16 protein-coding genes and 1 pseudogene are annotated in these 18,662 nt (G+C 63.9%); 5 read left to right on the top strand and 12 right to left on the bottom strand.

The window, feature by feature from the left end; all coding sequences use genetic code 11:
* Positions 1 to 63: 63 nt before the first annotated feature.
* Complete coding sequence (locus C7H85_RS10195) at positions 64 to 603, bottom strand: hypothetical protein (protein WP_106729601.1); 540 nt, start codon at positions 601 to 603, stop codon at positions 64 to 66.
* A gap of 285 nt (positions 604 to 888) precedes the next feature.
* Between C7H85_RS10195 and C7H85_RS10190 the strand changes: the two genes are divergently transcribed.
* From C7H85_RS10190 to C7H85_RS20325, 3 genes and pseudogenes are all read left to right on the top strand, one after another.
* Positions 889 to 1,539: a L,D-transpeptidase family protein gene (locus tag C7H85_RS10190; RefSeq protein ID WP_245879636.1), complete on the top strand. Its 651-nt coding sequence runs from the start codon at positions 889 to 891 to the stop codon at positions 1,537 to 1,539.
* Between the two features lie 548 nt (positions 1,540 to 2,087).
* A pseudogene (locus C7H85_RS20330) lies at positions 2,088 to 2,393 on the top strand (methyl-accepting chemotaxis protein); the annotation flags it as partial.
* A 33-nt stretch (positions 2,394 to 2,426) separates the two neighbouring features.
* The gene (locus tag C7H85_RS20325) at positions 2,427 to 2,801 is read left to right on the top strand and encodes a CZB domain-containing protein (protein ID WP_425445067.1); all 375 of its coding nucleotides are present in this window, start codon (positions 2,427 to 2,429) and stop codon (positions 2,799 to 2,801) included.
* On the opposite strand, the gene C7H85_RS10180 is transcribed toward C7H85_RS20325, so the two are convergent.
* The gene (locus tag C7H85_RS10180) at positions 2,798 to 4,522 is read right to left on the bottom strand and encodes a sigma-54-dependent Fis family transcriptional regulator (RefSeq protein WP_106729599.1); all 1,725 of its coding nucleotides are present in this window, start codon (positions 4,520 to 4,522) and stop codon (positions 2,798 to 2,800) included. The genes C7H85_RS20325 and C7H85_RS10180 overlap by 4 nt on opposite strands.
* Before the next feature lie 239 nt (positions 4,523 to 4,761).
* Between C7H85_RS10180 and exaC the strand changes: the two genes are divergently transcribed.
* Together exaC and yiaY are read left to right on the top strand one after the other, a co-directional pair.
* Positions 4,762 to 6,279 (top strand): acetaldehyde dehydrogenase ExaC, encoded by a 1,518-nt coding sequence (exaC, locus tag C7H85_RS10175; protein ID WP_106729598.1) that lies wholly within the window; start codon positions 4,762 to 4,764, stop codon positions 6,277 to 6,279.
* A 240-nt stretch (positions 6,280 to 6,519) separates the two neighbouring features.
* Complete coding sequence (gene yiaY / locus C7H85_RS10170; protein ID WP_106729597.1) at positions 6,520 to 7,671, top strand: L-threonine dehydrogenase; 1,152 nt, start codon at positions 6,520 to 6,522, stop codon at positions 7,669 to 7,671.
* 148 nt (positions 7,672 to 7,819) lie between these two features.
* On the opposite strand, the gene C7H85_RS10165 is transcribed toward yiaY, so the two are convergent.
* The 10 genes from C7H85_RS10165 to C7H85_RS10120 form a co-directional block, all read right to left on the bottom strand.
* Positions 7,820 to 8,572, bottom strand: a complete 753-nt coding sequence (locus C7H85_RS10165; RefSeq protein ID WP_425445066.1) for an amino acid ABC transporter ATP-binding protein — start codon at positions 8,570 to 8,572, stop codon at positions 7,820 to 7,822.
* Positions 8,573 to 8,602: 30 nt separating this feature from the next.
* Entirely contained in the window at positions 8,603 to 9,703 is a 1,101-nt protein-coding gene (locus C7H85_RS10160; RefSeq protein WP_106729596.1) for an amino acid ABC transporter permease, read from the bottom strand.
* Between the two features lies 1 nt (position 9,704).
* Complete coding sequence (locus C7H85_RS10155; RefSeq protein ID WP_106729595.1) at positions 9,705 to 10,889, bottom strand: amino acid ABC transporter permease; 1,185 nt, start codon at positions 10,887 to 10,889, stop codon at positions 9,705 to 9,707.
* A gap of 64 nt (positions 10,890 to 10,953) precedes the next feature.
* On the bottom strand, positions 10,954 to 11,973 hold the full coding sequence (locus C7H85_RS10150; protein ID WP_106729594.1) for an amino acid ABC transporter substrate-binding protein: 1,020 nt from the start codon (positions 11,971 to 11,973) through the stop codon (positions 10,954 to 10,956).
* 190 nt (positions 11,974 to 12,163) lie between these two features.
* Positions 12,164 to 13,948, bottom strand: coding sequence for a bifunctional diguanylate cyclase/phosphodiesterase (locus C7H85_RS10145; protein ID WP_245879635.1), 1,785 nt, complete (start codon positions 13,946 to 13,948; stop codon positions 12,164 to 12,166).
* 519 nt (positions 13,949 to 14,467) lie between these two features.
* Positions 14,468 to 15,121, bottom strand: a complete 654-nt coding sequence (locus tag C7H85_RS10140; RefSeq protein WP_106729592.1) for an HAD family hydrolase — start codon at positions 15,119 to 15,121, stop codon at positions 14,468 to 14,470.
* A complete protein-coding gene (locus C7H85_RS10135; protein WP_106729591.1) occupies positions 15,121 to 16,137 on the bottom strand; it encodes an ABC transporter ATP-binding protein in 1,017 nt (338 codons plus the stop codon). Before C7H85_RS10135 ends, C7H85_RS10140 begins: the two co-directional genes overlap by 1 nt.
* Complete coding sequence (locus C7H85_RS10130; protein WP_106729590.1) at positions 16,137 to 16,919, bottom strand: ABC transporter permease; 783 nt, start codon at positions 16,917 to 16,919, stop codon at positions 16,137 to 16,139. Before C7H85_RS10130 ends, C7H85_RS10135 begins: the two co-directional genes overlap by 1 nt.
* On the bottom strand, positions 16,912 to 17,862 hold the full coding sequence (locus C7H85_RS10125) for an ABC transporter permease (RefSeq protein ID WP_106729589.1): 951 nt from the start codon (positions 17,860 to 17,862) through the stop codon (positions 16,912 to 16,914). The genes C7H85_RS10130 and C7H85_RS10125 overlap by 8 nt, the downstream gene beginning before the upstream one ends.
* On the bottom strand, positions 17,859 to 18,662 hold the full coding sequence (locus tag C7H85_RS10120; RefSeq protein WP_106729588.1) for an alkaline phosphatase family protein: 804 nt from the start codon (positions 18,660 to 18,662) through the stop codon (positions 17,859 to 17,861). Before C7H85_RS10120 ends, C7H85_RS10125 begins: the two co-directional genes overlap by 4 nt.

Here is an 18,662-nt window from a genome sequence, read left to right as displayed (position 1 = left end):
GGGGAATACTTTCAACCCTTTTCAGGTGTTTTAGTCGATTCCAACATCGCAAGTGGTATCACCTCAGCCGGCGATACAGCTGTCCAGTTCCTGATACAAGGCTTGCAGTGCCCGGTAGACCTTGTCGGCGTCGGCGCCGGAGGGGGGCAGGGGTTGGAAATCGTGGCCGCCGAGGCCCCAGTCGCTTTCCCGGGCCAGCTGCAGATGGTTGAAGCCGTAGGTAATGCCGTTGTGGTGGGCCAGCGCGGCCAGCCGGAATCTGATCCGGTAATGGGTGGGCAGCACGGCGTATTGCATTTCCTCCAGCGCGATCTCGCCCCGGGCCTTCAGCAGATCCTCCCCGGTGTATTCGATGATGTCCTCCTTTTCCGCCGGCGGTGTGAGCAGCTCACCGGCGCATTGCCGGGCGCGGACCCGGTCAAAGCGTGAATCGGAGATGAACGCCACGCTGCTCAGGGCGGGCGGACTTTCCCGGGTAACGGCGACGCCGGGCGTGCGGGCCGACACCCGCTTGGTGTCACCGCCGTAATAGGGCAGTTCCAGGCCGGCACAGCCGCTCAGGAGCAGCGCCGGGGCCAACAGCAGCATGGCAGGCTTGAACATCGTCTTTCCGGGGTTGAGACGTCAAACCGTTATTGTCGGCGCCAGGGCGGGTTTGGGCAATCGGCGCCGGGCCGGATCGGGTTTTGCTGCGCCCAAAACTGACCCGTGCCGGCCGGATAGCAATACTTCCCTCACTCTTGCCGCCATCAATTATTTTCCCGTTGCCGGATTCCAACCGGCCCCGCCCCGGGCTATCATTTCCTTATCGGTTTTCCATCAGACTTGTTATCGCTTATGCGCCTTTTAAATGGATTTTCTGCTTCAGCCCTGCTTTTGGCCGCTTTAGTGAATCCCGCTCCGGCTGCCGCCGACCTCTATCACGGCAGCATCGACAATGTGCTGGCTGCCTATGGCCCCCTGGCGGAAATACGCATGAAGCCCCATTTTATGCGGGCCGAGATGGAGTACCCGCCGCAGGAAATCGTGCTGCTGGCCACCAAGGAAGAAAAAGCGCTGGAGCTGTGGGCCCGCAACGACGGCGACTTCAAATTTATTCGCAGCTATCCCATCCGCAAGGCCAGCGGTGGCCCCGGGCCCAAGTTGCGCGAAGGCGACAAGCAGGTGCCGGAAGGCATCTACCGCATTACCCACCTCAACCCCAACAGCCAGTTTCATCTGTCGATGCGGCTGAATTACCCCAATTCCTACGATTTGATGCGGGCCGCCAAAGAAGGCCGTTCCAATCCGGGCGGAGATATCTACATCCACGGCAAGGCACAGTCGACCGGGTGCCTGGCGGTCGGCGATATCGCCATCGAAGAGCTGTTCGTGCTGGTGAATACCATCGGCACCGAACGGGCCTCGGTGGTCATCGCCCCGCACGATCCGCGCAAAAAGCCGCTGGACGGTTTCGCCTCCCATCTGCCGCTGTGGGCGGTGGAGCTGTACGCCGACATCTCCCGCGAATTCGCCAAGTATCCCCGCAGCGACATCTAGTCAATCTTATGGGGCCCGGCGGCCCCGTATCCGCCGCCAATGTCGTCTTTTCCCCGTTTTTTGCTCTTATCTTCACAGAACCGTTAAAAACCTGCCTTGTTGCTGCGGATGATATTGTGGTTACTACTTAAATGGTACCTAATGGCGTCAATCGGGACGCTATCACCACAGGGGAAAGCATGTTTGCGGGCAAGATCAAGAAACGGGTACTAGAGCTGGAGCTGCAACTGGCCGCCCAGGTGGCGGACTATGAAACGCGCCTGTTGGCCAAGGAAAGCAGGATAACGGCGCTCAAAGCCGAGCTCGACGAGCTGAAATCAAGCCATCAGCTGGCCCATCAGCTGGTGCAGGTGGTGCTGCAGGGCGCCGACATGCTGTCCGCCATCCGCGAGGGCATGGTGTCCAATGCCGAGTCCCTGCTGGGCGAGCGGGAGAAGCTGACCGAGATGGAAGGCGTCTTTGCCCACACCTACCAGGCGACCGATGTGCTCCAGCAGCGCGCCGTGGCGATCAACACCGAGGTCGGGCACAGCGCCGAGAGCGCGGCGGTGCTCACCGACACCGCCGGCAGGATCAGCAACTTCGTCTCGGTGATCCAGGAAATCTCGGAGCAGACCAACCTGCTGGCACTCAACGCCGCCATCGAGGCGGCCCGGGCCGGCGAGCAGGGCCGGGGCTTCGCGGTGGTGGCCGACGAGGTACGTACCTTGGCGGGCAAGGCCCACGAGGCCAGCGGCAATATCAACAAGCTGGTGCAGCAGGTGCTGGAGCAGAGCAGGGCCATCAACACCATGGTCAGCCAGTCGCTGGAGAGCACGGATGACATCTCCGCCTCCGCCCAGCAGATCGACGAAGTCACCCGCGAGGTGCTGACCCACGCCGAGGGCATGCGGCTGGTGATCCAGCGCAACGCCGCCACCGCCTTCCTGGAGGCGGTGAAACTGGATCATGCGGTGTGGAAAACCGATATCTACCAGCGCATCGAGCAGCGCCAGTTCGGTCAGGGCGTGAGCACCCATACCGAGTGTCGGCTGGGCAAATGGTATTACGAGGGGCGCGGTGCCAGGCTGTACAGCCACCTGCCGGCGTTCAAGAGCCTGGAGGCCAGCCACAAGCGGGTACACGGCGAGGGGACCAGGGCCTTGCAGGCCTTTGCCGCCGGCAATCGGCAACAGGGGCTGGCGTGCCTGGAGGCGATGGAGCAGGCCAGCATGGAGGTGACCCGGGTCCTGTCGTCCCTGGAGCGGGAAGTGCTGGCTTAATTGCCCTTCAGCGCCTTGAGCCGGGCATAGAGGGTGGTGCGGCTCACCTTGAGGCGGCGGGCGGCGGCGCTGACGTTGCCGCCGCACTCGTCCAGGGTCTGCACTATCAATCTGTCGGCGAGGGATTTTAAATCCCCCGTGGCCGGGCCGGCCTTGGCATTCTCCTCGAAATTCGGCAACTCGGGCAACTGGGCCGGAGTGATAGGGCCGCCGTCGGCCAGCACCGCCGCTACTTCCAGCACCTGTTTCAGCTGGCGGACATTGCCCGGCCAGTGGTAGGCGCCGAGCAGATTCAGCGCGGTCTCGTCCAACGCTACCTCTTCCTCCAGCTCCGCCAGCAGGGTGTGCACCAGCCGCACGAAGTCGTCATGGCTATAGTCCCGCAGCGGCGGCAGGCACAGTGAAAAGCCGTTCATCCGAAAGTACAGATCCTGGCGAAAGCCGCCGTCCGTCACCATGGCGGCCAGGTTCCGGTGGCTGGCCGCCACCAGTTGAAAGTCCACCGGCTCGGGGGCATGGCTGCCGAGCGGGGTCACCGCCTTTTCCTGCAATACCCGCAGCAGCCGGGTCTGGGCCGCCAGCGGCAGCTCGCCGATCTCGTCCAGGAACAGGATGCCGCCCTGGGCGGCGCGGATATAGCCGGGGCGGCCCTGACGGCTGCCGCCGGTGAAGGCGCCGGGCAGGTAGCCGAACAGCTCGGCTTCGAGCAGCTCGGCGGGCAGGGCACCGCAGTTCACCGCCACCAGCGGACCCTGGGCCCGGCCGCTCTGCCGGTGCAGGCGGCGTACCAGGTGATCCTTGCCGGTGCCGGTTTCGCCCTGGATCAGCAGCGGAATGCAGCGGGCCATCAGCTTGAGGGCGGTGCTCTCCAGGCCCGAGCTCGCCTCAGGCGCGGGGCGGGAAGCCGGGCGTCGCCCGGGCTGGCGGCTCAGCAGGGCCAACCCCGAGCCCACCGGAGTGAGCTCGCCCTGGCGCAGATCGCTCAGCATGGCGGGAAGGTCCAACTCCGGCAGCCAGTGGCGGGCGCTGCGGTTGGCGCCCAGCAGCTGGCCGTCTTCCCGCAGGGCGATGATGCCGGACCAGGGCTGCTGCAGGCTGCCTGCATCGGGTGCCAGGCTCAGGATCCAGTGGGTGTCGTCGTGGTTCATCACCAGGGCGTTTTCCACCGACAGGGCCATCAGCCGGGCGGTCAGCATCATGTCCTGGCCGTGTTCCCCGGCCTCGCTGGAGATGTCGATCACCCCCAGCAGCTCGCCGCTCGGCGACAGCACCGGGCTGGCGCTGCAGCTGATACCCTGGTTGGCGGCCAGAAAATGCTGATTGCCCAGGATGCAGATTTCTTTCTGTTCACTCAGGGCGGTGCCGATGGCGTTGGTGCCCATGCTCTGCTCGTGCCAGCTGGCGCCGCTGGCCAGGGCCATCTTCTGGGCCTTGCTGCCGAAGTGGGGATCACCGCTGGTAAAGAGGATGGTGCCCTCGGCATCGGCGAAGATCAACCGACAGTGGCGGCCCTGCTGCAGTTGTTCGAACAGCGGCAGGCTGTGGCGGAGGTAGCGCAGCAGCAACTCGTGTTGTTGCTGTTTCTGGTTCAGGGCCGAGGGCGGCAGGCAGCGGGGATCGGAGCGACCGGCCTGGAGCAGGCCGTAGTCGCGGCTTCGTTGCCATGAACGTTCGAGTAAAGCCAGATCCTGGGGCTGAGTAAGCACTGTGCTGATGGTCATGGTCCCTGCCTGTTAAGAAACTGAACACCTGTACTGAACACCCTGTCCAGACCCTGGACAAAGCGCCTTGCCAACCGGGGAGCGGACTCCCTTAGGTTAGTCTTTAGAAGGCCCAATTGTAACGACTTTTTAACCTTGTTTGCTTGATCTGCAACAACTGGCACCGACCTTGCACCTACCTGTTTGCAAACGCCGACTGGCGTCAACGTCAACCGAGATTACCCGCAAGGAGAGCCGTGATGATTTATCAGCAACCAGGACAAGCCGGAGCCGTGGTCAACTTCAAGGCCCGCTACCAGAACTTTATCGGCGGTCAATGGCGCGAGCCGGTGAGCGGCCGCTACATGGAAAACGTCTCGCCGGTGAACGGTGCCGTGTTCTGCGAGGTGCCCCGCTCCGATGCCCAGGACATCGATCTGGCGGTGCAGGCGGCCCAGCAGGCCTTCGCGACCTGGAGCAAAACCGCCGTGGCGGAGCGGGCCAACATCATGCTGCGCATCGCCGATCGCATCGAGCAGAACCGCGAGCTGCTGGCGGTGGCGGAAACCTGGGACAACGGCAAGGCGGTGCGCGAGACCCTGGCCGCCGACATCCCGCTGGTGGTGGATCACTTCCGCTACTTCGCCGGCGCCATCCGTGCCCAGGAAGGCACCGCCGCCGAGCTGGACGCCAGCACCGCCTCCTATCACTTCCACGAGCCGGTGGGCGTGGTGGGGCAGATCATCCCCTGGAACTTCCCGCTGCTGATGGCGGCCTGGAAACTGGCGCCGGTGCTGGCCTCGGGCTGCTGTACCGTGTTGAAGCCCGCCGAGCAGACCCCGGCTTCCATCCTGGTGATGATGGAGCTGATTGGCGACCTGCTGCCCCCGGGCGTGATCAACGTGGTCAACGGCCTGGGCCGGGAAGCGGGCGAGGCCATACTGCGCCACCCGGGCATCGCCAAACTGGCCTTTACCGGCTCCACCCCGGTCGGCATCCATATTCTCAAGGCGGCGGCCGAGCGGCTGATCCCCTCCACCGTGGAGCTGGGCGGCAAGTCGCCCAACATCTTCTTCGAAGACGTGATGCGCTACGAGCCGGAGTTCGTCGACAAGTGCATCGAGGGCATGCTGCTCACCTTCTTCAACCAGGGCGAGGTTTGCACCTGTCCGTCCCGGGCCCTGGTGCAGGACAGCATCTTCGACGACTTCATGGAGCGGGTGCTGGTGCGCGGCCGCCAGATCAAGCAGGGCAACCCGCTGGATACCGAGACCCAGGTCGGGGCCCAGGCGTCCCAGGAACAGTTCGAGAAGATCCTGAGCTACATGCAGATCGGCCGGGACGAAGGTGCGCGCATGCTGCTCGGTGGCCAGGCCAACCGCATCAGCGGCCTGGAAAACGGCTTCTATATCCAGCCCACCATCTTCCAGGGCGACAACAAGATGCGGGTGTTCCAGGAAGAGATCTTCGGCCCGGCGGTGGGAGTGACCCGCTTCAAGGACGAGGCCGAAGCCCTGGCCATTGCCAACGACACCGAGTTCGGCCTGGGCGCCGGGGTCTGGACCCGGGATGTGAACCGCGCCTACCGCATGGCCAGGGGTATCCAGGCCGGACGCATCTGGATGAACTGCTACCACGCCTATCCGGCCCACGCCGCCTTCGGCGGCTACAAGAAGTCCGGCATCGGCCGCGAAACCCACAAGATGATGCTGGATCACTACCAGCTGACCAAGAACCTGCTGGTGAGCTACGACAGCAACCCGCTCGGTTTCTTCTGATAACAGGTACTGCCGCGGTAATGCAGAACAGTCAAGAGGGGCAGGCTGTTGCCTAAGCCAACCGTCGATGGCAGGGATGCCATCGTCGAGCATACAGGGATGTACTTGCTGCGTGTTGGCGTGGCGATAGCCTGGCCCGAGCATTAGCAGTGCCGGTGCCCATTTAAAGAGCACGGTTTTTATCCGGTCGCAGGGGAGAGGCGGCCACATACTTAACCTGAAACAACGTAGGGAAGCATCATGACTACAGCTACTTTCTATATGCCGTCCGTCAACCTTATCGGCGCCGGCGCGGTAGAGCAGGCGGTAACCAAACTGAGCCAGTCCGGATTCTGTCACGCCCTGATCGTCACCGACAAACCGCTGGTGGAGCTGGGCTATGCCGGCCAGTTGCAGCAGGCCCTGGCGGCCCAGGATATCCAGGCCAGCATCTTCGACCAGGTACAGGCCAACCCCACCACCGGCAACGTGGAGGCGGGGCTTGAACTGCTGCGGCAACAGGGCTGCGACTCGGTGATCTCCCTCGGCGGCGGCTCGCCCCACGACTGCGCCAAGGCCATCGCCCTGGTGGCCAGCAACGGCGGCGACATCCGCGACTACGAGGGAGTGGACAAGTCCGCCAAGCCCCAGCTGCCGCTGGTGGCCATCAACACCACCGCCGGCACCGCCTCGGAAATCACCCGCTTCTGCATCATCACCGACGAGCATACCCACATCAAGATGGCCATCGTCGACAAGCACGTCACCCCCATCATGTCGGTCAACGATCCCGAACTGATGAAGAAGATGCCCAAATCGCTGACCGCGGCCACCGGCATGGATGCCCTCACCCACGCGGTGGAAGCCTATGTGTCCACCGCCGCCAACCCCATCACCGACGCCTGTGCACTGAAGGCGGTGACCCTGATCAGCCAAAACCTGGCCCGGGCGGTGGCGGACGGCAGCGACATGGCGGCCCGCAACCAGATGGCCTACGCCCAGTTGCTGGCGGGCATGGCCTTCAACAACGCCTCCCTGGGCTATGTGCACGCTATGGCGCACCAGTTGGGTGGCTTCTACGACCTGCCCCACGGGGTCTGCAATGCCATACTGCTGCCCCATGTGCAGCGCTTCAACCGCCGCGCCGCCGCCACCCGGCTGAAGGACATCGCCGCCGCCCTGGGCCAGGACGTGGATTATTTAACCGATGAGGAAGGTGCCGACCGCGCCATCCAGGCCATCGTGGCCCTGGCGGAGCAGGTGGGCATTCCCGCCGGCCTGGCCGGCCTCGGGGTGAAGGAGGAAGACTTCCCGGTGCTGGCCGGCAATGCCATGAAGGACGCCTGCGGCCTGACCAACCCGGTGCAGCCCAGCCATGAGGAAGTGGTCGCCATCTTCCGCGCCGCCTACTAAGGCGCTCCCGGGCGGGGCCTTCGTGCAGACGGAGGCTCCGCCCATTTTTCTACCGCTTGGTGCCCTCCAGACTGTCTGGTGGCAAAAGCGGGGGGGCGACCGGACTTAATATCATAAAACAACGGCACCCGCGGGTGCCGTTTGGTGTTCAATGCCCCAGTATCTGGCTGAGGAACAGCTGGGTCCGTTCCGACTGGGGGTGGTGGAAGAAGTTTTCCGGATCGTTCTCCTCGATAATCTGGCCCGCGTCCATAAAGATCACCCGGTCCGCCACGGTGCGGGCGAAGCCCATCTCGTGGGTGACGCACATCATGGTCATGCCTTCTTCCGCCAGCTCGATCATCACGTCCAGCACTTCCTTGATCATCTCCGGATCCAGCGCCGAGGTGGGCTCGTCGAACAGCATGATCTCCGGGTTCATGCACAGGCTGCGGGCGATGGCCACCCGCTGCTGCTGGCCGCCGGAGAGCTGGCCGGGATACTTTTTGGCCTGCTCCTGGATCTTGACCCGGGTCAGCAGCTTCATGGCGATTTCCTCCGCCTGACGGCGCGGCGTCTTGCGCACCCAGATCAGCGCCAGGGTGCAGTTTTCCAGCACCGTCAGGTGCGGGAACAGGTTGAAGTGCTGGAACACCATGCCCACTTCCCGGCGGATGGTCTCGATGTTCTTGACGTCGTTGGTGAGCGGGGTGCCGCGCACTATGATATCGCCCTGCTGATGTTCCTCCAGCCGGTTGATGCAGCGGATCAGGGTCGATTTGCCCGAGCCCGAAGGCCCGCAGATCACGATGCGCTCGCCCTTGGTCACGGTGAGGTTGATGTCGCGCAGCACATGAAAGTCACCGTACCACTTGTTGACCTGGTGCATGGCGACCATGGCCTCTCTGCTTTGTTGTTCCATCCATTTTCTCCTGATAAGCGGCCGCCAGGGTTAACGTTTCTTGTGCCCGGTATACAACTTGTGTTCCAGATACTGGCTGTATTTCGACATGCCGAAGCAGAACACCCAGAACACCAGGCCGGCAAAGACATAACCCTCGGTGGAATAGCCCAGCCAGTTGGGATCCGACAGCCCCGCCTGGACGATGGCCAGCAGGTCGAACAGGCCGATGATCAGCACCAGGCTGGTGTCCTTGAACAGGGCGATAAAGGTGTTGACGATGCCCGGTATCATCAGCTTCATGGCCTGGGGCAGCACGATCAGCCCCATCATTTTCCAGTAGCCGAGTCCCAGTGCTTCGGCCGCCTCGTACTGGCCCTTGGGGATGGCCTGCAGGCCGCCGCGCACCACCTCGGCGATATAGGCGGACTGGAAGAAGATGATGCCGATCATGGCCCTGAGCAGCTTGTCGAGGGTCAGCTCCTGGGGCACGAACAGCGGCAGCATCACCGACGACATGAACAGCACGGTGATCAGCGGCACCCCGCGCCAGAACTCGATGAACACCACCGACAGGCTGCGCACTATCGGCATGTGGGAGCGCCGGCCCAGGGCCAGCAGGGTGCCGATGGGCAGGGCGGCGGTAATGCCCACCACCGCCAGGATCAGGGTCAGGGTGAGGCCACCCCACTGGTGGGTGGGAACCAGGGTCAGCCCGAACCAGCCGCCGTACAGCAGCGCATAGGCGACAAAGGGGAACAGCAGCACCGTAAAGGCGGCCAGCCACATCTTGCCCGGGAGCTTCGGCAGCGCCAGCCACAGCAGTTGCGCCACGAACAGCGCGAAGGTGAGGTTGATGCGCCAGAGTTCATCGCCCGGGTAGAAACCGTAGGTAAACTGCTGCAGCCGGTTGGTGACGAACACCCAGCAGGCGCCACCGCTGACGCAGGCGCTGCGGTCGTCGCCGAGCCAGTCGGCGTTGACCAGCGCCCAGTCGAGCAGCGGCACCAGCAGCAGGTACAGGGCATAGGCCCCAACCAGGGTCACCAGGGTATTGACCGGGCCGGAGAACAGGTTGGCCCGCAGCCAGCCGAGCAGGCCGCTGCTGGCGACCGGCGCGTCCCGCGCCGGGATCAGGGTATCTTTGTGCATCCTATCTCTCCACCAGGGCCATGCGGCTGTTGAACCAGTTCATAAACCAGGACACCGACAAGCTGATGGTCAGGTACACCAGCATGGTGATGGCGATCACCTCGATGGCCTGACCGGTCTGGTTGAGGGTGGTGCCGGCGAACACAGAGACCAGATCCGGATAGCCGATGGCGGTGGCCAGGGACGAGTTCTTGGTCAGATTGAGATACTGGCTGGTCAGCGGTGGAATGATCACCCGCATCGCCTGGGGGATCACCACCAGCCGCAGGGTCAGGCTGTCCTTGATGCCCAGGGCGTGGGCGGCCTCGGTCTGGCCGTGGGACACAGCCTGGATACCCGAACGCACGATTTCGGCGATAAAGGCGGCGGTATAGATGCTGAGCGACAGCCACAGCGCCAGGAATTCCGGAATGATGGTCATGCCGCCGCGGAAGTTGAAGCCGCGCAGCTCCGGGTAGTTCCACTCCAGCGGGGTGCCGAGCAGCACAAAGGTCAGCCCCGGCAGGCCGACCAGCAGCGCCAGCGATATCCACCAGGCGGGCAGCCGCTTGCCGGTGGCTTCCTGCCGGCGGCGGTTTAAGCGCAACAGCCATACCGACAGCGTCAGGGCCAGGGCCAGGGCCAGCCAGATAAAGTGGAAACCGGCTCCGGGCACGGGCTCGGGCAGGTAGAGGCCGCGCACATTGAGAAAGAAGGTGTCGTTGACATTGAGGCTGTCCCGGGGGCCGGGCAGGGTGCGCAACACCGCGAAGTACCAGAAGAACATCTGCAGCAGCAACGGCAGGTTACGGAATATCTCCACATAGGCGGAGGCCAGCTTTCTGATCAGCCAGTTGGGGGAAAGCCGGGCCACGCCGATGATAAAACCCAGTATGGTGGCGAAGACAATCCCCATGAATGACACCAGCAGGGTGTTGAGCAGGCCCACCACGAAGGTGCGGCCATAGGTGTCGGTCTCGCTGTAGGAAATCAGCGACTGGGCGATGGCGAAACCGGACGGATCGTCGAGGAAGCCGAAGCCGGTGGTGATGCCCCGGGTGGCCAGGTTGTTCAGGGTGTTATCGACGATAAACCAGACGCACCAGCCCACCACGGCCAGCAGGATCAGCTGAAATACCAGGGCCCGTTTGGCGGGATCCCGCCAGAATCGCACCTTGGGTGCTTGCTTGTCAGGGGGTGAGGACATAGGTCGCCATCCTTGCAATCAACCTAATGAAGAGGGGCTGCGACCAGCGCAGCCCCGGAGCACATCAACGAACGGGCGGAGCGTACTGCAGGCCGCCTTCGGTCCAGAGTGCGTTGAGGCCGCGGTCGATCTTGAGGGCCGAGCCCTGGCCGACGTTGGTCTCGAAGATTTCACCGTAGTTGCCGACCTGCTTGATGATGCGGTAGGCCCAGTCTTTTTCGAGGCCCATGCCCTGGCCGAAGTCCGCATCCTGGCCCAGCAGGCGGCGGATATCCGGGTTGTCGCTGGCCAGCATCTCATCCACGTTGGCCTTGGTCACCCCCAGCTCTTCGGCGTTGACCATGGCGAAGTGCACCCACTTGACCACGTTGAACCACTGATCGTCACCCTGGCGCACCGCCGGGCCCAAGGGCTCCTTGGAGATCACCTCGGGCAGGGCGACGGCATCGTCCGGGTTGGACAGCTTGATGCGCAGGGCGTAGAGCTGGGACAGATCCGAGGTCAGCACGTCACAGCGGCCGGCTTCCAGGCCCTGGGCGGTCTGATCGGAGGTGTCGAATACCACGGCGCTGTAGCTGATGCCGTTCTTGCGGAAGTAGTCGGCCACGTTCAGCTCGGTGGTGGTGCCGGACTGGATGCAGATGGCGGCGCCGTCCAGCTCCTTGGCGCTGGACACGCCGAGGTTCTTGTTGATCAGGAACCCCTGGCCGTCATAGTAGTTGACGCCGGTAAAGTTGACGCCCAGATCGGTGTCGCGGCTGGACGTCCAGGTGGTGTTGCGGGAGAGCACGTCGATTTCGCCGGACTGCAGGGCGGTGAGGCGTTCCTTGGCATTGAGCGGAATGTACTGCACCTTGTCCGGATCGTTGAACACCGCCGCCGAAATGCCCCGGCACAGATCCACATCCAGCCCTTTCCATACCCCCTGGTCGTCCGGGTTGGAGAAGCCGGGCAGGCCACTGTTGACGCCGCATTTGAGCACCCCTCTTTCCTTGACCGAATCCAGGGTGGCGGCTTGCGCCTGGGACAGCCCCAGGGCCAGGGTTACTGCTGCAAAAAGTGCTGTTTTTCCTTTGCCTGTCATATGTCACTTCCTCTTGAATTACTCGGGCAGGTAGCGTTATCCGTACCGGAAAGGCATAAAATATCCGATGCCTCATAGAGTATTAGCACAAAGAGAACATGATTTTGTTATGAAAAGGTAAAATTTAGACGAAGATCCAGTAAAATCCGACATGGTTGACGGATTCACTATTTTATTGGTCAATAAATAGTCATTTATTGTGGTTTGTTATCCGATCCCGGCCGAATATTGTGTTTTCCCGGGGCAGGAATGGGGTTCTCTTGGGGCTTAACAGGCAATGGCTGCGGGGCTGCTGCTTGGCCAGGTGCTTGGCCTCACTGGCCAGGGCGGCCACATCATGGTGGCACTGGCAGCGCTGCGGGTCCGGGTGGACCACGCCGATGGCGATGCCGAGCAGGGGGTAGAACTGCTGCTCTCCGCGGCGCGAGTGCGCGATAATGCCCCGCCGCCGCCGATCTTCCGCCGTATAGAATCCCGGCAGTTCCTGGTGGAAGCGCCGGATGATGGTGTCGCACAGCCGTCGCCAGTCGCAGTCGGCGCCGAACACCGCCACGAAATCGTCGCCCCCCACATGGCCGAGAAACTGGCCGGCGCCGACGATGATTTCCTGCAGCAGCCGGGCCACCCACTGGATCACCTTGTCGCCCTGGGCGTAGCCGTAGACGTCGTTGTAGGGCTTGAAGTGATTCAGGTCGAAGTAGGCCACATGGAAGTCGCGCTGCTGCTGCAGTGCCTCGTCGATCTCCCGGTAGATGGGCACGTTGCCCGGTAGCAGGGTCAGCGGGTTGGCGTAGCGGGCGTGCAGCAGGCGCTGCTCGGTGATGTTGCGCAGCAGACCGCGTACCGAGGCCAGGCCGTAGTAGCGGCCCTGGCGGGTGACGATAAAATGCTGCAGGGCCGAGGCGTCGTCGTCATCGGTGATCATGCTGCTGGCCTGCTCGAGGGCGGTTTGCCAGTCCACCACCACCGGCCGGGTCTCCATAGCGTGGCGCACGTCCTTGTTGGCGTACAGGGCCCGGCCGTAGGAGCCGGAAAACAGCTCCATGATTTTTTCCCGCCGCAGTATGCCCACCGGCACGTCCTGGTCCAGCACCGGCAGGGAGAGCAGCCGGCTGTCGGCCAGCAGGGTGTCGAACACGTCGTGGATCTTTTCCCCGATGTCCACCGTTACCCCGGGGCGGGCCAGCATGGCCACGGTTTCCTTGTGCCGGCTCAGGGTACGGTGGCCATGAAGTGCATCGGTGTTGTCCGGCCGGTGCAGGGGGCGGGCATCCGGCCGGCCCAGGTAGTAGCCCTGGCAGTAGTGGATGCCCATGCTGTGCAGCTGTTGCAGCTCTTCCCGGCTTTCGATGCCTTCGGCGATCACCCTGGACTGCATGCCGCGGGCCAGGGTGATGATGCTCTGCACGAATTCCCGCTTGATCGGATCCTGGTGGATGTGCTGGATGAAATAGCGGTCGATCTTCACGTAATCCGGCCTGACCTCGGACCACAGCTTGAGGCCGGAGTAACCGGCGCCGAGATCGTCGATGGCGATCAGAAAGCCCAGCTCCCGGTAGCGGTCGACGGCGGCCTTGAGCCCTTCCGGATCCTGGATGGGATACTGCTCCGACAGCTCGATCACGATGCGCTCCGCCGGTATGCCCAGTTCCCGGATCAGGCGTTGGGTGCAGCCCCTGGGATGTTGCTTGTCGAGCAGCACATTGGGATTGACGTTGATGAACAGGTAGCCGTCCATCTGCTGCCGGCAATAGGCCTGGATGGCGGCCTCGCGGCAGGCCAGGTCGAGCTCGGACAAGAGCCCGGTCAGCTTGGCTTCGCCGAACAGCGCCGTGGGGTATTCGAGCGGGTGGCCGGCAGGGCCGCGGATCAGCGCTTCATGGCCTAGAACTCGCCCCTGGCGGGTATCCACTATGGGCTGGAACAGGGGCCGCAGTCTGTGCTGGGCTATCAGGGAAGCGAGGGAATCGCTCAAGCAGGTCAACACCGTCATGGGGCACCATATACCGCAATAATGGACGGCAGTGTATGGCAGTAATATGAAGCCCAGATGACAAAAGGGTGCTGTTCAGCTCCCTCTGGGCATTGTCTTTAAGGCGGAGTATCGGCGGTCCGCCCGTGTGATGGGACAAACTCATGCATCCGGTTGCCTGATCTTGCGAGGAGAAGAGGCAACAGGGCCACCTCCGCCGACACGCCATAAACCCATCCATGGGGGCTCGGAAATGCCATCCCTGGCATGTCACGGTCGGCGGAGGCGCTCCCTTTTGCCTCTCCCTGACCGCTGAGCTGGGTGATGGTAATACCCAAAAGCGCTGCCTTAGCGTAAAGGAGGACAAAGGGTGCTGCTCTTGGCCGACCTTTTGTTTCAGGGATGAAACAGAGAGCGTACATGGAGGTATTCATCGCGTGTCGGCGGAGTAGTGCCCTTTGTCTGACGATTCACACCTCATCAAAAGACAGCGGAAACGGGTGATTAACTAAATAGGCAGGCTTACAGCCGCCAGTGCAGGCTCGCCCAGCCCCGCTCGGCGGCCAGCCGGGTCAGGTGGTCGCCGCCGTTGATCACGCATGGCCTGTCCACGTATTCCAGCAGCGGCAGATCGTTGAGCGAGTCGCTGTAGCCGTAGGTCAGTTCGGGGGAAAATTGCCGCTCGGCCAGCCACTCCTGCAGCCGGGTGATCTTGCCTTCCTGGTAGCTGTATACCCCGCGGGTGCGGCCGTTGTAGATACCGTCACAGCATTCGAGCCGGATACCGAGGGCGTGGTTCACGCCCAAAGAATGGGCGATGGGCCTGACCAGGTGTTCGCCGGTGGCGGAGATGATCAGCAGCTCGTGGCCCAGGCGCCGGTGCCAGGCCAGCCGGTCCTGGGCCTCGGGGTAGACGATGGGCGCGATGTCCTGCTCGATGAATTCCTCCACCAGCGGGGCCAGATCCGCCGGCTGCCAGTGGCGAATGGGGGACAGGGTCAGCGCCATATAGGCGTCCATGTCCATCCGGCCCTGGTAGTAGGCGCTCATCAGGGCGCGTTCCTGCTCCAGTATGGCCGCCGGGGCCAGCTTGTGCCGCACCAGGAATTCCAGCCACAGGCTGGCGGAATCGCCGGCAATCAGGGTCTCGTCCAGGTCGAAAATCGCCAGGGTCATCAGGCCACCTCGTTCAGTTCTGTGGTGTCGAACAACAACTCCACCCGGCTGCCTGCCGGCAACAGGGCACGGGCGCCGCGGTTGAGCCGGTCCACCATGAGTTCGCCACCCGCCGTCTGTACCCGGTAGCGGACCACGTTGCCGAGCAACTGGTGCTGCGCTATCCGTGCCGGTATCGGGGCCGTCATGGTCGGGCCGTAGTCCCGCCCGGGTTCACGCAGGTAGATGGACTCGGGGCGGATGGCCAGTTTGCCGCCGATTTCGAGTCCGAGCAAGGCCCTGGCCTGATCGGGCGACAGCAGGTTGTAGCTGCCCATAAAGCCGGCCACGAAATCGCTGGCCGGGCGGGTGTAGACCGCCTCGGCGGTGTCGGCCTGCACGATGCTGCCCTGGTTCATCACGAAGATGCGATCCGACAGGGTCAGCGCCTCTTCCTGATCGTGGGTCACGAACAGGGTGGTGAGCCCGAGCTGCTGCTGGATGGCGCGGATCTGCTCGCGCAGCCGCTTGCGGATGGGGGCGTCGAGGGCGGAGAGCGGCTCGTCCAGCAGCAGGATGCGCGGGCGCACCACCAGCGCCCGGGCCAGGGCCACCCGCTGGCGCTGGCCGCCGGACAGCCGGGCCGGATGGTGGTGCTCGCGCCCGGTCAGGCCCACCAGCTCCACCGCCTCCGCCACCCGGCGGGCGATCTCGCCCCTGTCCAGTTTTTGCAGCGTCAAGCCGAAGGCGATATTGCCGGCCACCGTCAGGTTGGGGAAGAGGGCGTAGCTCTGGAACACCATGCCGATGCCCCGCCGCTGGGGTTTGAGCCAGGTGATGTCTTCCCCCGCCACCCGGATTTGGCCGGTATCCGGGGGCACCAGCCCCGCCAGGCTGCGCAGCAGGGTGGACTTGCCGCAGCCCGAGGGGCCGAGCAGGGTGATGAGTTCCCCCTGGCGGACGTCGAAACTGATATCGCTGAACACGGGGGTGTCGCCGAAGGACTTGGCGAGGTGGGCAACTTCCAGGTAAAACATCAGGCTCTCCGGGATTGCAGGCGCAGGGCCAGCCAGGTGGCGGCGCCGATAAACAGGAAATAGGACATCACCATGGCGCTGGTAAAGTGGCCGCTGTTGGTGCGTTGGCTGTACAGGTAGACCTGCAGGGTCTCGAAGCGGGTGCCCACCAGCAGGTTGGCGAACACAAACTCCCCGAACAAAAAGGAAAAGGCGAGGAACAGGGCACTGAGCAGGCCGTTCCTGATGTTGGGCAGCACCACCTGCAAGAAGGCGCGGGCGGTACCGGCACCCAGCAGGTGGGCGGCGTCCATCAGGTCTGGCAGGTTCACCGCCTCCAGGTTGTTGGCCAGCGCCCGGTACATAAAGGGCAGGCCGAGGGTGAAATAGCTGAACACCAGTATCCAGGGGGTGCCCACCAGCGGCAGGGGGCCGCCGGCGTAGAGTTGCAGCAGGCCCACCGAGGACACTACCGCCGGCACCGCGAAGGGCAGCAGGATCAGCAGGTTCATCAGCCCCTTGAGCCGCGGGAAGTAGTAGAACACCACGAACAGGGTGGGCAGGATAAGCAGAAGGCTCAGCGCCAGGGCGGCGGCGCAGACCAGCAGGGAGCGGCCGAAGGCGGCGAGGAAGCGGCCGTCGGACCAGAGCGTCTGGTACCAGTCCAGGGTGAAGCCCCGGGGCAGGATCTGCGCCCCCCACTGGGCGGAGAGGGAATACACCAGGGTGATGAGGATGGGGGTGGCGAGCAGCGCCACCAGGATCCAGAGCGTCAGCCGGGCGGGCAGGGGAGCCTTATTCATAACGACTCCGGGCGATCAGCCATTGGTTGACGGCGGTCACCAGTAACAGCAGCCCCATCAGCAACAGCGACAGGGCCGCCGCCAGTTGCGGCTCGAGGAAGATGTCCCCCGCCACCAGGCCGGCTATCTGGATGGTGACCAGGTTGTAGTTGCTGGTCATCAGCGCATAGGTGCTGGCGTAGGCGCCGAGGGCGTTGGCCAGCAGTATGATGAAGGTGCCGAGCAGGGCCGGGCTCAGCACCGGTAGCGCCACCCGCAGCCAGTAGTGCAGCGGGCCGGCCCCGAGCAGGGCGGCGGCCTCGCGCCAGTCGGCCTTGATGGCGTCGAAGGCCGGGTAGAGCAGCAGCACCGCCAGCGGGATCTGGAAGTAGGTGTAGAGCAGGATAAGCCCGGCCCGGGAGTAGAGGTGGAATCCCTCGAACAGGCCCAGTTCCTGCAGCAGCAGGGTGGCGGCGCCGTTCATGCCCAGCAACACGATAAAAGCGAACGCCAGCGGCACGCCGGAGAAGTTGCTGGCCATGGTGGTGAAGGCCACCACGGCGTCCTGCAGCCGGCCCGGCACCTGGCGCAGTGCCGCGGTGCCCGCCAGGGCGATGGCCAGCCCCAGCAGGCTGGACCAGAGCGCCAGATCCAGGCTGTTGGCGAAGGACTGGCGGTAGTAGGGGGAGCCCAGGATCTGGCCGAAGTTGGCCAGGCTCCAGCCGCCGCCGGCCTGGAAGCTGTGGATCAACACCCAGGCCATGGGGGCGAGCTGGAACAGGCCGAATACCAGGGCGAAGGGCAGCCCCAGGGCGAGCGGCAGCAAGCGGCGCCAGGAAGCGGGTTTGGCCGACGAGACGGTCGGCGGAGCCGTTCCCTTTGTCCGCTCATCGAGATCGGAGCTGGCTGTCGCTGTGCCGCCGTCGGTATTTTGTAATTTGCCGGAAATAGCTTGTTGATTCATTTCAATAACTCTCCGCAGACCGGCTTGTCGTGCGCAAGGCCCAGCAGGCTGGCGAGGGTGCCGCACAGCTCGAGCTGGCGGGGGCGGGCGTGGCGGTCGTGGCTGAAGGCGGCGCCCAGCACGAACAGCGGCACCTCCCGCTCCTCGGGCAGGGTGCCGCTGTGGCTCTGGTCCCGGTTCATGCCGTGGTCGCTGGTCACCAGCACCTGGTAGCCCTGCTCCAGCCAGGTCGGCAGGTAATCCGCCAGCCAGAGATCGAGGCGGCGGGCGCTGTTGCGATACTGGGCGGAGTCCAGGCCGTGCCGGTGGCCGGCGTCGTCCACGTTCATCGGGTGGATCAGCAGAAAGTGCGGATCGAAGCGCCGGCGCAGCCATTCCGCGTCCAGCAGCAGGTGGCAGTCCGGGTAGTCGTCCCGGTGGTAGAAAACCCCGTACTGGATGGCCAGGTGTTCGTCCTGGGTGAAGCGGTCCCGCACCGCCTGGTAGGGCGCGCGGTTGTACAGCTCGCTCACCCAGTGGTAGGCCGCCGCCGCCGTGGTTAGCCCGGCGGCGCGGGCCAGGGTGAAGATGCTTTGCTCGCGGCTCGGGCGCACCACCTGGTTGTGTACCACACCGTGATCCACCGGCCGGGTGCCGGTGAGGATGGTTTCGTACAGGGGGCGGGACACTGCCGGCAGCTCGCACTGCAGCTTGTAGCCGGTGGCCCGCCCGGCTTCGCTCATGGCCAGCAGGTAGCCCAGGCTGTCCCGGGCTACCTCATGGGCCAGACCGTCGATCAGGACCAGTATGACCTTGTTCAT

This window comes from Zobellella endophytica (assembly GCF_003012775.1).
GTDB lineage: Bacteria > Pseudomonadota > Gammaproteobacteria > Enterobacterales > Aeromonadaceae > Oceanimonas > Oceanimonas endophytica.
The sequence above is the reverse complement of the archived record's forward strand: the minus strand, read 5'-3'. Positions and strand labels throughout refer to the sequence as shown.

What these genes read in the sequence shown, in the direction of transcription:
- C7H85_RS10195 (WP_106729601.1), bottom strand. Translation starts at nt 603, where the DNA reads ATGTTCAAGCCTGCCATGCTGCTGTTGGCCCCGGCGCTGCTCCTGAGC.
- C7H85_RS20325 (WP_425445067.1), top strand. Translation starts at nt 2,427, where the DNA reads ATGCGGCTGGTGATCCAGCGCAACGCCGCCACCGCCTTCCTGGAGGCG.
- C7H85_RS10180 (WP_106729599.1), bottom strand. Translation starts at nt 4,522, where the DNA reads ATGACCATCAGCACAGTGCTTACTCAGCCCCAGGATCTGGCTTTACTC.
- exaC (WP_106729598.1), top strand. Translation starts at nt 4,762, where the DNA reads ATGATTTATCAGCAACCAGGACAAGCCGGAGCCGTGGTCAACTTCAAG.
- yiaY (WP_106729597.1), top strand. Translation starts at nt 6,520, where the DNA reads ATGACTACAGCTACTTTCTATATGCCGTCCGTCAACCTTATCGGCGCC.
- C7H85_RS10165 (WP_425445066.1), bottom strand. Translation starts at nt 8,572, where the DNA reads ATGGAACAACAAAGCAGAGAGGCCATGGTCGCCATGCACCAGGTCAAC.
- C7H85_RS10160 (WP_106729596.1), bottom strand. Translation starts at nt 9,703, where the DNA reads ATGCACAAAGATACCCTGATCCCGGCGCGGGACGCGCCGGTCGCCAGC.
- C7H85_RS10155 (WP_106729595.1), bottom strand. Translation starts at nt 10,889, where the DNA reads ATGTCCTCACCCCCTGACAAGCAAGCACCCAAGGTGCGATTCTGGCGG.
- C7H85_RS10150 (WP_106729594.1), bottom strand. Translation starts at nt 11,973, where the DNA reads ATGACAGGCAAAGGAAAAACAGCACTTTTTGCAGCAGTAACCCTGGCC.
- C7H85_RS10140 (WP_106729592.1), bottom strand. Translation starts at nt 15,121, where the DNA reads ATGACCCTGGCGATTTTCGACCTGGACGAGACCCTGATTGCCGGCGAT.
- C7H85_RS10135 (WP_106729591.1), bottom strand. Translation starts at nt 16,137, where the DNA reads ATGTTTTACCTGGAAGTTGCCCACCTCGCCAAGTCCTTCGGCGACACC.
- C7H85_RS10130 (WP_106729590.1), bottom strand. Translation starts at nt 16,919, where the DNA reads ATGAATAAGGCTCCCCTGCCCGCCCGGCTGACGCTCTGGATCCTGGTG.
- C7H85_RS10125 (WP_106729589.1), bottom strand. Translation starts at nt 17,862, where the DNA reads ATGAATCAACAAGCTATTTCCGGCAAATTACAAAATACCGACGGCGGC.
- C7H85_RS10120 (WP_106729588.1), bottom strand. Translation starts at nt 18,662, where the DNA reads ATGAACAAGGTCATACTGGTCCTGATCGACGGTCTGGCCCATGAGGTA.